Source organism: Rhizobium sp. R634 (genome assembly GCF_002211305.1).
In the GTDB taxonomy this organism is placed as follows: domain Bacteria; phylum Pseudomonadota; class Alphaproteobacteria; order Rhizobiales; family Rhizobiaceae; genus Rhizobium.
The window spans coordinates 316,428-331,056 of sequence record NZ_LOKW01000024.1 but is presented as its reverse complement, the minus strand read 5'-3'; the positions used below and the strand labels follow the sequence as shown (position 1 = coordinate 331,056).

The 14,629-nt window shown below is 59.6% G+C and carries 17 protein-coding genes; all 17 read left to right on the top strand.

Annotation, left to right across the window (positions count from 1 at the left end; translation table 11 throughout):
- The 17 genes from ATY77_RS22075 (at position 1) to ATY77_RS21995 (ending at position 14,506) form a co-directional block, all read left to right on the top strand.
- Complete coding sequence (locus tag ATY77_RS22075; RefSeq protein ID WP_088688847.1) at positions 1 to 1,461, top strand: flagellar hook-length control protein FliK; 1,461 nt, start codon at positions 1 to 3, stop codon at positions 1,459 to 1,461.
- Positions 1,382 to 1,966, top strand: a complete 585-nt coding sequence (locus ATY77_RS22070) for a lytic transglycosylase domain-containing protein (protein ID WP_088688846.1) — start codon at positions 1,382 to 1,384, stop codon at positions 1,964 to 1,966. The genes ATY77_RS22075 and ATY77_RS22070 overlap by 80 nt, the downstream gene beginning before the upstream one ends.
- Positions 1,967 to 2,246: 280 nt before the next feature.
- Positions 2,247 to 2,918, top strand: coding sequence for a winged helix-turn-helix domain-containing protein (locus ATY77_RS22065; RefSeq protein WP_088688845.1), 672 nt, complete (start codon positions 2,247 to 2,249; stop codon positions 2,916 to 2,918).
- Positions 2,919 to 3,043: 125 nt separating this feature from the next.
- Positions 3,044 to 4,354 (top strand): flagellar hook protein FlgE, encoded by a 1,311-nt coding sequence (locus tag ATY77_RS22060; RefSeq protein ID WP_088688844.1) that lies wholly within the window; start codon positions 3,044 to 3,046, stop codon positions 4,352 to 4,354.
- A gap of 18 nt (positions 4,355 to 4,372) precedes the next feature.
- The gene (gene flgK / locus ATY77_RS22055; RefSeq protein ID WP_088688843.1) at positions 4,373 to 5,860 is read left to right on the top strand and encodes a flagellar hook-associated protein FlgK; all 1,488 of its coding nucleotides are present in this window, start codon (positions 4,373 to 4,375) and stop codon (positions 5,858 to 5,860) included.
- A gap of 3 nt (positions 5,861 to 5,863) precedes the next feature.
- Positions 5,864 to 6,910, top strand: a complete 1,047-nt coding sequence (locus tag ATY77_RS22050; RefSeq protein ID WP_088688842.1) for a flagellar hook-associated family protein — start codon at positions 5,864 to 5,866, stop codon at positions 6,908 to 6,910.
- Between the two features lie 36 nt (positions 6,911 to 6,946).
- A complete protein-coding gene (flaF, locus tag ATY77_RS22045; RefSeq protein ID WP_088676866.1) occupies positions 6,947 to 7,294 on the top strand; it encodes a flagellar biosynthesis regulator FlaF in 348 nt (115 codons plus the stop codon).
- Positions 7,291 to 7,740 carry a flagellar biosynthesis repressor FlbT gene (gene flbT / locus ATY77_RS22040; RefSeq protein WP_012482697.1) on the top strand — a complete coding sequence of 150 codons (450 nt, stop codon included), beginning with the start codon at positions 7,291 to 7,293 and terminating at the stop codon, positions 7,738 to 7,740. The genes flaF and flbT overlap by 4 nt, the downstream gene beginning before the upstream one ends.
- Entirely contained in the window at positions 7,731 to 8,162 is a 432-nt protein-coding gene (gene flgD, locus ATY77_RS22035; RefSeq protein WP_088688841.1) for a flagellar hook assembly protein FlgD, read from the top strand. Before flbT ends, flgD begins: the two co-directional genes overlap by 10 nt.
- Positions 8,163 to 8,241: 79 nt before the next feature.
- Positions 8,242 to 8,508, top strand: coding sequence for a flagellar biosynthesis protein FliQ (gene fliQ / locus ATY77_RS22030; protein ID WP_009992823.1), 267 nt, complete (start codon positions 8,242 to 8,244; stop codon positions 8,506 to 8,508).
- A gap of 90 nt (positions 8,509 to 8,598) precedes the next feature.
- Entirely contained in the window at positions 8,599 to 10,686 is a 2,088-nt protein-coding gene (gene flhA / locus ATY77_RS22025; protein ID WP_088676868.1) for a flagellar biosynthesis protein FlhA, read from the top strand.
- On the top strand, positions 10,683 to 11,435 hold the full coding sequence (gene fliR, locus ATY77_RS22020) for a flagellar biosynthetic protein FliR (protein WP_088676869.1): 753 nt from the start codon (positions 10,683 to 10,685) through the stop codon (positions 11,433 to 11,435). The genes flhA and fliR overlap by 4 nt, the downstream gene beginning before the upstream one ends.
- Positions 11,436 to 11,442: 7 nt before the next feature.
- The gene (locus ATY77_RS22015) at positions 11,443 to 11,856 is read left to right on the top strand and encodes a hypothetical protein (protein WP_088688840.1); all 414 of its coding nucleotides are present in this window, start codon (positions 11,443 to 11,445) and stop codon (positions 11,854 to 11,856) included.
- A 31-nt stretch (positions 11,857 to 11,887) separates the two neighbouring features.
- Positions 11,888 to 12,451 carry a rod-binding protein gene (locus tag ATY77_RS22010; protein WP_088688839.1) on the top strand — a complete coding sequence of 188 codons (564 nt, stop codon included), beginning with the start codon at positions 11,888 to 11,890 and terminating at the stop codon, positions 12,449 to 12,451.
- A gap of 11 nt (positions 12,452 to 12,462) precedes the next feature.
- Positions 12,463 to 12,828 carry a hypothetical protein gene (locus tag ATY77_RS22005; protein ID WP_003570277.1) on the top strand — a complete coding sequence of 122 codons (366 nt, stop codon included), beginning with the start codon at positions 12,463 to 12,465 and terminating at the stop codon, positions 12,826 to 12,828.
- Entirely contained in the window at positions 12,828 to 13,367 is a 540-nt protein-coding gene (locus ATY77_RS22000) for a hypothetical protein (RefSeq protein WP_088688838.1), read from the top strand. Before ATY77_RS22005 ends, ATY77_RS22000 begins: the two co-directional genes overlap by 1 nt.
- A 293-nt stretch (positions 13,368 to 13,660) precedes the next feature.
- Complete coding sequence (locus tag ATY77_RS21995) at positions 13,661 to 14,506, top strand: WecB/TagA/CpsF family glycosyltransferase (protein WP_088688837.1); 846 nt, start codon at positions 13,661 to 13,663, stop codon at positions 14,504 to 14,506.
- Positions 14,507 to 14,629: the final 123 nt, after the last annotated feature.

Genomic DNA, 14,629 nt, shown 5'->3' with positions numbered 1-14,629 from the left:
ATGATGGATATGAGCGTTTCGGGCGGAGCCCCTGGTACGGAGACGGCCGCGGCCGCGAAATCCGCGCGCCAGGGCGGAAAGGCTGATGCCGCCGACCAGAAAAACGGGTTCTTCGATGCGCTTGCCAAGGCGAGCGGCGGCGCGGCCAACAGCGAGTCTGATGAGGCGCAGTCGGACGAGGGCGCGGTTGCCGAAGGTGCGGCGGAAAAGACGGCGCGGGCTATCCGCAGCCGCGGCGCAAAGCCGTTGATCGATCTCAGCGATGCCGCGCTGAAGGCGCAGGCGGAAGTGGAGCCGGGGAAAATCACCGATCTCGCCAATGCTGGAAAGGTCGCGGCAAAGCCTGCAAAGAACCAGGCAAAAATGTCGGCCGATCTCGCTTTCGGCACGCTCGATCCGAAAGACGCCGCTGCAGCCGATGTCGCCCAGGCAGCCAAAGGCGCCAAGCACGTGAAGGCCGAAGCATCGGAAACGGATGCGGATAAGGAGAGCAGCGGTGACGACGACGGCGGTATTTCCGATGTCCTAGGCCTGTTGAAGCAGGAGCCTTCCGAAGGTGCTGCGGCTTTGCCGGCGGCAGTCGTTGCGCATCAGGCGTCGGCCAAGGCTGATGAGGCGGCTGCATCAGACAGGAAAATCGACGGTATCAACGCCAAGGCCGACGGCCACGCGACCGATGCACTGGCGGCCGTCAGCAGCGTCGAGAGCGGCAAGGCGGACGACGCCATGCTTCCGGGAACGGAGAATGCCGACGCGGCCGATGGCAGGACGTTCAGGATCAGCCGCGCCGATGGCCGCGGCGTATCGATGGATATGCATATCGGCGCGGACCAAGCAGGACCGAAGGACGGGTCCAAAAAGGCCGATCTCGAAAATGTTTCGGTCCTCGAATCACGCCGCTATATCGGCCTGGCGCAGAATTCGAATTCTGCCGCCGTCACGGCCGCTCTCTCCGGCGACTCCGAATGGGCGCGAGCCATGCAGCCGAGCTCGGCCCTGTCCAACGCGGCGGAGTGGACGAGCACCGGCAAGGTGGTTAATACGCTGAAGATCCAGATGAACCCGATCGATCTCGGCCTGGTGACGGCGACCATGCGCCTGTCCGGCGACGCGCTGAACGTCGATCTCAAGGTCGAGACGGGCGCGGCTTACCGCCAACTGAAGGAAGATCACGGCAAGATTCTCGAAGCGTTGCGCAGCCAGGGTTACACGATCGAGAACGTGACGGTCAGCATGGCGCCCGTCGAGCGTGCCGATGCGGGCAACCAGGCAGGCAGCCAGGGCCAGGCCTCCCAGCAGCAGTCGCTTGCCCAGCAGGGGCAGGGCGGCGCGGCGCGAGAGCGCCAGAATCAGACGGCGCAGCGGACGGATGGAGGCTTCAATGGCGCAGGCGAGACCGGTATCGAAGACGTTTATGCTGGCCGGCCTGGCAGCAGCGGCGCTGGTGGCGTTTACCTCTGAGGTATCAGCCTCCACCGGCGCCTGCGAACGCGAAATCCAGTCGGCGGCTGCCAAATACGGCATCCCGGAAGGCATTCTCTATTCGGTCGGCCTGACGGAAACCGGCCGCAAGGGGTCGCTCTATCCCTACGCCATGAATGTCGAGGGCAAGGCAATCTTTCCGCCCTCCGAGCAGGATGCGATGAAGCAGTTCGATGTCGCCCGAAGGAGCGGCGCAAAGCTCATCGACATCGGCTGCATGCAGATCAACCACTACTATCATGGTGAGAATTTCGGCTCCGCCGAGGATATGTTCGACCCGCATCGCAACGTGGAGTATGCGGCGAAATTCCTCCGCAACCTCCATGATCGGCACGAAACCTGGACGATGGCGGTAGCCAGATACCATGCCGGCCCCAACAACGACCCCGCCCAGAAGCGATATGTCTGTCGCGTCATCACCAATCTGGTCGCCACGGGGTATGGCAAGTGGACTCCCAATGCGAGTAGCTTCTGCCGAAACTAATTCAATCAAAAATTGAAGCGGCCCATTGTGACGAAACTGTGTCATAATACGGCAGGAATCCGGCAGGAATCCTGTGCGCAAGTCATAATTAAGGGAGCGTTAACTTTTCCACGAAATTTTTGTGTGCATAAACAGGCGCTCCTACTAGATATAGATCAAATCGCCACCGAGATCTTAATCAATTATTAATTTCTGCCATTAACTTTAACGAGTTGTCGCCGATTCGTGCGATTCGTACCCATAGATCATCGAAGTGCCACACTGATTCGGAGGCGGACGAATGATCGTAGTGGTTGATGAGCGTGAGCTCGTAAAAGATGGATACACATCTCTGTTTGGCCGTGAGGGCATTCCCTCGACCGGCTTTGATCCAGCGGAATTCGGCGAGTGGGTACAGACCGCTGCGGATTCCGACATTGCGGCCGTCGAGGCTTTCCTCATAGGCCAGGGCCAGCGCAGTCTGGAGCTGCCCCGGGCAATCCGGGATCGGTCGATGGCGCCGGTGATCGCGGTCAGCGATCAGCCGTCGCTCGAAAATACCCTTGCGCTTTTCGATTGCGGCGTCGACGACGTGGTGCGCAAGCCGGTTCACCCCCGTGAGATCCTCGCGAGGGCGGCGGCCATCCGGCGCCGGCTGAAGGCGATTGCCAACCATACCGATATCGGCGCGATCCGCGTCTTTTCGGATGGCCGTGATCCCGAGATCAACGGCGAGGTCTTCGCGCTTCCCCGGCGCGAGCGGCGCATCCTCGAATATTTGATCGCCAACCGAGGTCGCCGGGTCACCAAGACCCAGATCTTCAACGCCATCTACGGCATCTTCGACGAAGAGGTCGAGGAGAATGTCGTCGAAAGCCACATCTCGAAGCTGCGCAAGAAGCTGCGCAAGAAGCTCGGCGTCGATCCGGTCGATTCCAAGCGCTTCCTTGGTTACTGCATTGATTGGGCTTGATTTTTCAGCCGGACGGAAACGCCCGGCTGAAGTTGAATATTTGGCCTCGCTGTCCGCATAACAGACAGCTTCACGCAAGGCCCGCCAAATACTCTTGAGCTTAACAGGTAAAACGAGGTTTTCAGATGAGCATTTTCGGCAGCATGAAGACGGCAGTATCGGGGATGAACGCGCAGGCGAACCGCCTCAGCACCGTCGCCGACAACATCGCCAACGTAAACACCACCGGCTACAAGGCCGTGTCGACGAGCTTCTCGACGCTGGTTTTGCCCTCCTCGGGCGGCAACTACAATTCCGGCGGTGTTCAGACGTCCGTCCGCCAGGCCGTCTCCGACCAGGGCGATATCTCGTACACCACCTCCACCACTGACCTCGCGATCTCAGGTGATGGCTTCTTCATCGTTCAGGGTGCCGACGGCACGCCCGTTCTGACCCGCGCCGGCGACTTCCAGAAGGATGATGAAGGCAACCTCGTCAATGCCGCCGGCTTCCAGCTGATGGGTTACTCCTACGATGCCGGCTCTCCTGCTGTCGTCGTCAACGGTTTCGACGGCCTCGTACCTGTCAATGTCAACCAAGAGGGGCTGACGGCCATCGCCTCGACATCAGGGATCTTCAAGGGCAACCTCGATTCCGGCGCTAATATTGCTCCGGTCGCTCCTGCGACGCTTCCGAGCGACAACGGCGCTACTGGTACTACGACAACCGACACCAAGAAGTTCTCGATGGTCGCCTACGACTCTCTCGGCAACAAGGTGATGTACGACTTCTACTTCACGAAGACCTCGGTCGCGGCGACGCCACCGCCGGCACCTCCCGCCGTTAACAGCAGCTGGGAGGTTGCGATCTTCCGCAACGCTGATGCGGCCGCCGGCGGAACGACCTCCTTCCCCTACACCAGCGCCGCAGTCGCTACGACCCAGCTCGACTTCGATTCCACCGGCAAGATTACCAACTCTACGGGTTCCGCAACTATCGTCGATCCGGTGACCGGCCTATCGATCGACATGGATCTTTCGGGCTTCACCCAGCTTGGCGCGGCCTTTTCGGGCACCGGCACGCCGAACGGCCAGGCCGCGAGCCCGGTCAAGGACGTCACCATCGATGGCGACGGCATTGTCTATGCCAAGTATGAGGACGGCAGCACAAAGCCGCTCTATCGCATCCCGCTCGCCAACGTCGCCAGCCCCGACAAGCTGACGCTGATGAGCGGCAACGTTTACAGCGCCAACGGCCAGTCGGGCGTCACCGTCACCGGCTTCCCGCAGACCAACGGTCTCGGCACGATCAAATCGGGCGCCCTCGAAGGTTCGAACGTCGACCTCGCCGGCGAACTGACCGAAATGATCGAATCGCAGCGCAGCTATACCGCCAATTCCAAGGTGTTCCAGACGGGTTCCGACATCATGGACGTACTCGTCAACCTCAAGAGATAAGTAGGGTACTGGTAAGCCATGTCGCTCACGTCAGCACTTAACACCGCGCAGAGCATATTCAACAATACTGGCACTCAGAGCAGTGTCGTATCGAACAATATCTCGAATGCCGGCAACAAAGATTACGTGCGCCGGCAGGCGATGCTTACCACGTCCTTGAATGGCGCGCAGGTCGTCCAGATCAACCGTGCACAGGAAGATGCCCTGCTGCGCCAATATCTGAAGACCTCTTCTCAGGACAGCGCCCAGCAGACCCTGCTGGGTGGTCTCGAGGACTTGAAATCGATCATGGGCGGCAACGACTACGAAACGTCGCCGTCCACCTATCTCGGTGTTTTCCAGCAGAAGCTTCAGGCTTTCAGGACCTCGCCGGGCAGCACCGTCGCGGCTCAGGGCGCCATCACCGCTGCCCAGGACGTCGCCAACTCGCTGAACAACGCGTCGAAAGCCGTGCAGGACGTTCGCGCCACGGCCGATAAGCAGATCGGCACTGCGGTCGATACGCTGAACACGCTTCTCAGCCAGTTCGAGAAGGCCAACAATGCGGTGAAGACCGCCACGGCTTCCGGTGCGGATGCATCCGGCGCGCTTGACGAGCGCGAGAAGGTCCTCAAGCAGATTTCGCAGATCGTCGGCGTCAGCGCGACGACGCGCGACAATAACGACATGGTGCTGAGCACCCCTGACGGGACGATCCTCTTCGAGACCATCCCGCGCAAGGTGACGTTCAAATCCCAGGATGTCTATACCGCCACGACCGTCGGCAACTCCATCTATATCGACGGCGTCGCGCTGCCGCTCGGCAAGGGCTCGACGACGACGGGGCAGGGGAGCCTGCAGTCGCTCCTGCAGATCCGCGACGAGATCGCTCCCAATTTCCAGAAGCAGCTCGACGAAGTCGCCCGCGGCCTTGTTTCGCTCTTCAAGGAGCAGAACACGGCAGCGCCCCCGGCCTATGTGCCAGGACTTTTCACCTGGAGCGGCGGCACGGTTGATACCGGCGGCACGGCCGTCGCCGGCATGGCGGCGACCATCACAGTCAGCGCCCGTGTGATTACCTCGCAGGGCGGCGATCCGATGCGCCTGCGCGACGGCGGCGTCAACGCCACGGGCCTGGTCACGAACCCCACCCACGTCAGCGGCTACACAACTGAACTTGATCGCCTATATACCGCGATGAGCTCCGACATCGATTTCGATCCAGCAGCGGGAACGCCGGTCGGCTTCGATGCCACGACGGGCATCGATTCGAACGTCAGCATCATGGAATACGCCACGAATTCGCTGGGCTGGCTCGAGCAGTACCGCAGCAACGCCACGACGGCGGCGGAGAATACCTCGGCGGCGTTGTCGCGCTCTGATGAAGCTTATTCCAACGAGACCGGCGTCAATCTCGACGAAGAACTGACGCTGCTTCTCGACATCGAGCAGTCCTACAAGGCGGCGACGAAGATCCTGAACGCCGTCGACGAGATGTTGAAGTCATTGCTGGATATTGCGAGTTAAGCCATGAAGAGCTCATTTATTTCAAGTTCGGCCATTCAGAATGCGATGCGGTTGACGATCCGTCAGGCGCAGAATCAGATGACCAAGGCGACGATGGAAGCAACGACGGGAGTCTATGCGGATATCGGTGTCTCGCTCGGCGGCAATGCCGCCAGGAGCGTGGACTTCAGCCGCGAGGTCGACAGGATAGACTCGATCAAATCAAGCAATTCGCTTGTCACGGCGCGTATGGAATCCTCGCAGCTCGGTCTGTCGAAGATGAAGGACGTCGGCGATGGCCTCGTTTCCAAGCTGACGGCGCTCCAGGGCAGCCGCGATCCCGGCAGCATCACCGTCGCCATCCAGTCGGCGACCAGCGCTCTCTCGACCATGATGGATACGTCCAACACCATGGTGAACGGCGAATATCTGTTCTCCGGCATCAATACGGATGTGCAGCCGCTGACCGACAAGACGACGGCGACGAGCGCGGAAATCGTTACGAGGTTGAACGCCTATGCGGCAAGCCTGACGAAACCGGTCAACGAGCTGACCGGCGCCGAGATGGAAACCTTCATCACGACTCAGGTCGAGACGATGTTCACGGAGACCGCTTGGACCGATCCGACGACGGGCTGGTCGCAGGCGTCGAGCCAAAACATGACGAGCCGCATCAGCAACTCGGAAGTGATCGAATCCTCGACCAACGCCAATTCCGAAGGCATGCGCTACTTCGCGCTCGCCTCGGTCATGACTTCGGCGCTGCTTAGCCAGAACCTCAGCACCGATGCGATGAGCACGGTTTCAAAGCAGGCGATCAGCTACACGACGAAGGCGACCACAGGCCTCGTGACCCAGGCAAGTCAGCTCGGCCTTTCCCAGGAGCGCGTCAAGAAGTCCAACGATGCGCTCGATGCACAGTCGAACATCATCAAGAACAAGCTCGTGGATCTGCAGGGCGTTGATCCCTACGAAGCCTCGACCCTGGTCAAGACTTTGGAAACCCAGCTTGAAACCGCCTACACGATCGTCTCGAAGATACAGCAGTTGAGTCTAGTAAACTACCTTTGATGAGCAAAGGCGCGCAATATAAAGAAGGATGCATGAATGTATCAGTTCTCATATGCCGAAGTCATGCAAGACTCGGTGGCCGACGCGAAAGAGCGGGAATGGCAGGTTCTTGACCGGTCCATAGAACTGCTGTCGTTGGCGCGCGACAAGGAAAAATACGGGCGGGAAGCCATTGAAGCCCTGTTTTATACGCGACGCGTATGGATCAGCTTCATCGAGGATCTGAAACATCCCGACAACCAGCTGGAGATCGAGCTCAGGGCCAACCTCATCTCGATTGCGATCTGGATCTTGAAGGAATGCGACAGGATCAGAAAACGTCTGACTAATAACTACCAGGGCATCATCGACGTTACCACCATCATCAGGGATGGACTTAAATGAAAAGCACACTTCGCATTTCTCTGAAAGCCGGAGAAAGAATCTTCATCAACGGCGCCGTCCTGCGTGTCGACCGCAAGGTCGCGCTGGAATTCCTGAATGATGTGACGTTCCTTCTCGAAAACCACGTCCTGCAGCCGGAAGGCGCAACGACGCCGCTGCGCCAGCTCTACTTCATCGCGCAGATGATCCTCATCAATCCCGAGGGCAAGGACCACTCGACGGCGATGTTCCGCAAGTCGATCACCATGCTGCTCACCTGCTTCAAGAACGAGGAAATCCTCGCCGAATTGAAGCGCATCGACGCACTCGTCTCGACTGGCCGCGCTTTCGACGCGTTGAAGGCGATCCGCGGTCTCTACGCCATCGAAGACAATATCCTCAACAACCACGAACTGCCGCCGACGATGGTCGAGCAGATCCGCAGGGAGATCGCACCATGGCGGTAGATGCAACATCGAACGTGAACAACACGAGTTCGACGACGAATACCACGAGTTCGGCTCAGAAAAAGGCGACGCTGAACTACGACAACTTCCTTCAGCTGCTTATCGCGCAGATGAAGAACCAGGATCCGACCGATCCGATGGATGCCAGCGAGCAGATGTCACAGCTTGCAAGCTTCTCGCAGGTCGAGCAGACGATCCAGACCAACAGCAAGCTGGACACGCTTCTGGCGAGCTCGAGCCTCACCCAGGCGAGCAGCTATGTCGGCAAGTACATGGAAAGCGCCGATGGCACCGTCAAGGGCGTCATCGATTCCGTGAAGGTTTATTCCGACGGCATCATTGCGACGACCACCAATGGCGGTAAGATACTCGTGCAGGCGGGAATCACCATTGCCGACGAGGCGCCGAGCAGCAGCTCGTGATGCGACGCGCCTGTTGATGCCAACCAACGCGGCCCGGCAATGGCGGGGCCGTTTCAAGGCGATATGAGGTTGCCTTCCGATGAATGAAGCTGATGCATTGGATCTGTTTCAGGCCGCGATCTGGACCGTCCTGATCGCCGCTGGTCCCGCGGTCATCGCTGCGATGGTGGTGGGTCTCGTCATTGCGTTGATCCAGGCGCTGACCCAGGTGCAGGAAGCGACGCTGACCTTCGTGCCGAAGATCGTCGCCGTGCTCATCACCGTCGGCGTTACCGCCCCTTTCGTCGGCTCGCAGATCTCGATTTTCACCAATCTCGTCTTCTCGCGCATTCAATCGGGTTTCTGAGCCACTTTCGCGCAAGCTTCGCCATTTAATTCTCGATCCGAATTGGGCGAACTTCATGTTCGCCTCCTCTCATGAAGAGACGGAATCGTCATGGCGCAACCACCCGCACTCCCCCTTCCGAAAGTCGCCCCGAGCCTGCGCGATGTCGGTTTTGCCCTCGGCATCATCGTCATCATCTGCATTCTCTTCCTGCCGATCCCGCCGTTCCTGATCGATATGGGACTGGCCTTCTCGATCGCCTTTTCGGTGCTGATCCTGATGGTGGCGCTGTGGATCCAGAAGCCGCTCGATTTCTCGTCCTTTCCGACCATTCTGCTGATCGCGACGATGACCCGGCTGGCGCTGAACATCGCCACGACACGCGTCATCCTGTCCCACGGCAACGAGGGCCACGATGCGGCGGGTGGCGTCATCGCCGGTTTTGCAAGCCTTGTCATGTCCGGCGACTTCGTCATCGGTCTGATCGTCTTCCTGATTCTCATCACCATCAACTTCATCGTCATCACCAAGGGCGCCACGCGTATCGCCGAAGTCGGCGCGCGCTTCACTCTCGATGCCATTCCTGGCAAGCAGATGTCGATCGACGCCGATCTCTCGGCCGGCATCATCGACGAGAAGGAAGCCCAGCGCCGGCGCAGGGAGCTCGAAGAGGAAAGCTCCTTCTTCGGTGCGATGGACGGTGCGTCGAAGTTCGTACGCGGCGATGCCGTCGCAGGTCTCATCATCACCGCCATCAACGTTTTCGGCGGCATCATCATCGGCTATTTCCGCCACGGCATGCCGATCGGCGAAGCTGCCGACGTTTTCGTCAAGCTCTCCGTCGGCGACGGCCTCGTCTCGCAGATGCCGGCCCTCATCGTCTCGCTCGCAGCCGGCCTTCTCGTTTCCCGCGGCGGCACCACCGGCTCCACCGACCAGGCGGTCGTCAACCAGTTGAGCGGCTATCCGCGCGCGCTCTCGGTTTCGGCCGTGCTGATGTTCGTTCTGGCCCTGATGCCGGGCCTGCCGTTCGTCCCCTTCGTCGTTCTCGGCAGTCTCCTCGCCTTCGGCGCCTGGTTCATCCCGCGCCAGGTCGAGGCTGAAAACAAGCTGCGCCGCGAACAGGAGGAGAAAAAGGTCGTACAGAGCAAGGAGCTGGAAAAGGACTCGGTCAAATCGGTGCTGCGCACCTCCGAGATCGAACTCGCGCTCGGCAAGATGGTCTCGACCCGCCTGCTCGGCGCCCATCAGGAACTCGCCTTCCGTGTCGGCAAGATGCGCAAGAAGTTCGCCACGCAATACGGCTTCGTCGTGCCCGAGATCAAGGTCACCGACGACATCGGCATCGCCGAGAAGTCCTACCAGATCCGCATTCACGGCACGACGGTGGCCTCGAACCTGCTGCGCGTCGGCGAAGTTCTCGTTGTCACAGGCGCGGGCCGCCGGCCGAGCATTCCGGGCGACGAAATTCGCGAACCCGCTTTCGGCATGCCTGCCGTCTCGATCCTCGAAAACTTCGCCGACGATCTGAAACGCGAAGGCTTCCAGCCGATCGACAACGTTTCTGTCGTGCTGACGCATATGAGCGAGGTCATCCGCAACAACCTGCCGCAGCTCCTGTCCTATAAGGACGTCAAGGTGCTGATCGATCGCCTCGATCCCGAATACAAGAAGCTCGCCGACGAAATCTGCTCGTCGCACATGTCTTATTCCGGCCTGCAGGCGGTGCTGAAGCTGCTGCTTGCCGAACGGGTCTCGATCCGCAACCTGCATCTCATTCTCGAAGCGGTGGCCGAGCTCGCCCCGCATGTCAGGAAGACCGAGCAGATCGTCGAGCACGTCCGTATCCGCATGGCCCAGCAGCTTTGCGGCGATCTCGCCGACAACGGCGTGTTGCGCGTGCTGAGGCTCGGCAGCAAGTGGGATCTCGCTTTCCATCAGGCGCTGAAGCGCGACGCCAAGGGCGAGGTGATCGAATTCGACATCGATCCCCGCAGCCTGGAAGAGTTCAGCGAGCAGGCCACCAAAGTTATCCGTGAGTTCATGGATCGAGGCCTGCCATTCGCACTTGTCACGTCGCCCGAAACACGCTCCTATGTGCGCATGATCATCGAACGGCTGTTCGCTACGCTGCCGGTCCTGTCGCATGTCGAGCTGGCCAAGGGCATCGAGATAAAGATTTTGGGCTCTATTTCATGATAACAGACCCGCAAGGGACCGTTCTCGCGCTGTTTCTGGTTTTCTGCCGGATCGGCGGCTGTGTCCTGGCTCTTCCGGGTTTTTCCTCGGCGCGCGTGCCCGAACAGCTGCGCGTCTTCATTGCGGGCGCTCTCTCGATCGCCGTCATGCCGTTGCTCTGGGACACGGTCTACCCGGCAATCCACACGGGGGCGGGGACCTATATCGGCCTGATCTTCAGCGAGACGCTGATCGGCGTGATGTACGGCATGCTGGCGAGGATCTACACGCTCGGCATGCAGTTTGCCGCCTCCATCATCGCCATGATGGTCGGCTATACCCAGCCGGGTTCCGCCGACATCATCGAAGACACGCCGGAGACCAGCCTTTCGGCCTTCATCACCTTTGCCGGCATCATGATTCTCTTCATCATGGATTTTCATCACATCGTCTTCCGCGCGTTGATCGATTCCTACACGACCATGCCGTTCGGCGGCCTGATGCAGATGCGCGCGACGTTGATCTCCTTCACCGACACGTTGGAACAGACGACCTACATCATGCTGCGGCTGTCGAGCCCCTTCCTGATCTACGGCCTGATCTTCAACGTCTCGATCGGCTTCATCAACAAGCTGGCGCCGCAGATCCCGGTCTATTTCATTTCCACGCCCTATTTGTTGATGGGCGGGCTCTTCCTGTTTTATGTCTCGGTCGCGGCGCTGGTCAGCCAGTTCGGCCAGGCCTTTGATTCGATCTATATCGGGCGATGAGGCTGATATGATCGAGAAGAGCCGCTCCCAAAAACTCAAGCGTCTGTTGTCGGTACAGCGGCATATCGAGAGGATGGCGGAGAACGACCTGGCCGAAACCAGCCGCCAGCGCGTCGAGGTCAATGCCGCGATGGACGATGTCATCGTCGCTCTCGGTTCGATGGACCCGGTCCACCACGCCTTCTCGCAGAATTATGCCGACCGATTCGGCAGGCTCACCATCAAGGATCAGCAGCTGACCGGCATGCAGCAGGTCCATGAGATGCGGCTGACCCGCGAGCGCGCCAAGGGCGATCGTCTGGAAGAAGGCATGAAAGAGGCGCTGGAGGTCGAGCGCCGCGAGGCCGACGACAATGCCGTCTATGATGTGATCGATCAGCAATTCGCAACGCCAGCCTCCAGCAAGCTTCAAAAACCATAGTCGTTACGATCTTAATTTAGAGGATTGTAACGTGGCTATTTCGCCCCCCAGTGATCTGGTCCTGGACGTTGTCAAAGCTGCCGACCCCATGGAGGTTCAGGTGGCCCAGGAAAAATTGAAGGCAAACCGCGCGGCCTTTGCCGCCACGAGCCTGGCCGAGAATGGCAAGGGCTTCTCCAATACGGTCGACGTTCTCGACCATATCGGCCAGAAGAGCGGTCTCTCCAACATCCAGAATCGCATCAAGACCGAGGAGGTTCCGGAAAGCTACCGGAAGTTCGAGGCCATGGTTCTGCAGAATTTCGTCAAGTCCATGCTGCCGAGCGAAAGCGAAGACGTCTATGGCAAGGGCGCGACCGGCGACATCTGGAAGGGCATGATGGCCGAACAGCTCGGCAACACCATGGCCAAGGGTGACGGCATCGGCATCGCCAAGCAGATGTACGGCGAGCTCTTGCGCCGGCAGGAGGGCAAGATCGTCAATGCCTCGACCGATAATGACGACCGCAACACCGCGCTCGGCATGATCGACGACTTCCAGCGCAAGACCTTTGGCACGCCGACCGCCGAAGCCAAGAACGCAAGCGACGCATAACCGAGGGTACAATGGAAATAGTTTCGAACGAATACAGGATCAAATCCGTTCTCGGACGCCTCGAAATGATCATCGACAATGAGAACACTCGGATCGGCAGCGACCCGCAGTTCGATCTCAAGGTCTCCAACGCGCACAAGAGCCGCTGCCTCTATGAGCTGTCGATGCTTTTCCGCGACACCGATCCGGCCGAGCTCGCCGCCGCCCATCTCGATCAGCTGCACGGCCTGAAGAAGAAGCTGGTTCTCAATGCCCGCCGTGTCGAGGCGCATCTCGAAGCGGTTCGCGCCGTGGCCGACCTTCTGAAGAATGCGGTTCAGGATGCCGATGCTGACGGCACCTATTCCCAGGAACAATTCGCCGCGCGTGGAAACTGATGATCAAGCTCGTCCTCACCGGTGTCTGGGTCTGCGCCATTACCTTGGCTTCCGTTTATTTTTCGGTGTACCTGGCGACCGCGCCGGCGCCTGTGGCAACGGATTCCAAGCAGAGCGCGCTCGAGCTGGTCAAGGGTGAAACGATCACGGTTCCGATCATCGGCGACGGTGCTGTCACCGGTTACTTCCTCGGCCGCGTTTCCTTCATGATGAACAAGGAAATGCTGAAAGGCGTGACGCTGCCTTTGACCGAGATGACGACGGACGAGCTTTTCAGCCTGCTCGTCGGCAACAAGATGGTCGATATCGCCCACGTCAAATCCTTCGACCCGCAGGCCTTCCGCGAGGCGGTCAAGAAGGGCATGAACGAGCGCCTCGGTGGCGAATATGTCGCCGAAGTGATGCTTGAGCAGCTCGACTACCTCTCCAAGGAGGACGTCAAGCAGGGTGCCGCCGGCAAGCCGTCGAAGGTCGGCAGTCCCGTCAAGATCGTCGAGGCCGCGCCGGCCGCGGAAGCGCCGGCAGCAGCCGCGCATTGAGACCTCATCGATCATCGATGAAAAGGCGGCGCCGAAGGGCGCCGTTTTGCGTTGGCGCGCGTGGTTAACAAACCACTTATGCGAGCATGGAAATCCGAAGAATTTTCCTAAGGGTTGTTTGAAACCGTCCTGTTATACCAAGCATCACAGCTTGGTCTGCGCTGCCTTCCCGTGATCGGGGGCGACGCCCTCCCGGCGTAACGCGACCGGTCCTTTCGAGACCTCCGGTGCGGAAGTATGGGCTTGTTTTCCGGGATATCGGGCGCATGACGCACCCTCGGCAGGAGGTTGGAATGAATCTGATTGCAAACTTCGCGGTGCTCGCATCGCGGCGGACGATTTTCGATCTGCCGGTATGCGATCTCGGCTGGGATGATGCCCTCGTTTTCATCAACGAGTTGGCTTCCATTCCGGTCGGCCAGACCGTGGTTTGCTTCGTCAACGCCCACAATATGCTGACGGCGCTGCGCGACGACGAATATTATCGGATCATGTCGCACAATCTGGTCCTGCCTGACGGCATCGGCCTCAACATCGCGTCGCAGATCGCCCATGGCGGGCCGTTTCCCGCCAATCTGAACGGCACCGATTTCGTGCCGGCCTTCCTCACCTTCATGGAGGCTCCGCGCCGTATCGGTCTCATCGGCGGCACGCGTTCGGTCGTCGAGGCGGCAGCAGAAAACTTCCGCAAGCACACGCCCTGGCACGAGTTCGTCGTCGTTTCCGACGGCTATTTCGACAAGGTCAATTCCGGCCCGGTCATCGAGGAGATCGAGCGCCAGAAGCTCGATATCCTGATCGTCGGCATGGGAACGCCGCTGCAGGAGAAATGGGTTCACGACAATATCCGCGCCGATCATGCGCGCCTGGTGCTGACGGTGGGCGCGCTCTTCGACTTCGTCTCCGGCGCTGTTCCGCGCGCCCCGAAGACGGTGCGGATGATGCGCATGGAATGGGCCTATCGCCTGATACAGGAACCGGCGCGCCTCTGGCGCCGCTACATCATCGGCATCCCGGTCTTCCTCTTCCACGTGCTGCGATACCGCTTCCGCCGGCGCGAGAGAATTCTCAGCTATCCGGAAGAGCAGACCAGCGCACCGCAGCAGCAGCCGCGGCTGGATCACAAGAAGGCGAGCTGATTGTCATCAATTGCCGCGGTTTCCTTCCGTGCCTCGAAAAGATGCGCGGCGCTATCGTTTCTTGCCGCTGCGGTTAACCATTTCTTTGCCATGAATATTTAGAGTAGCTTAATCATCTGCATG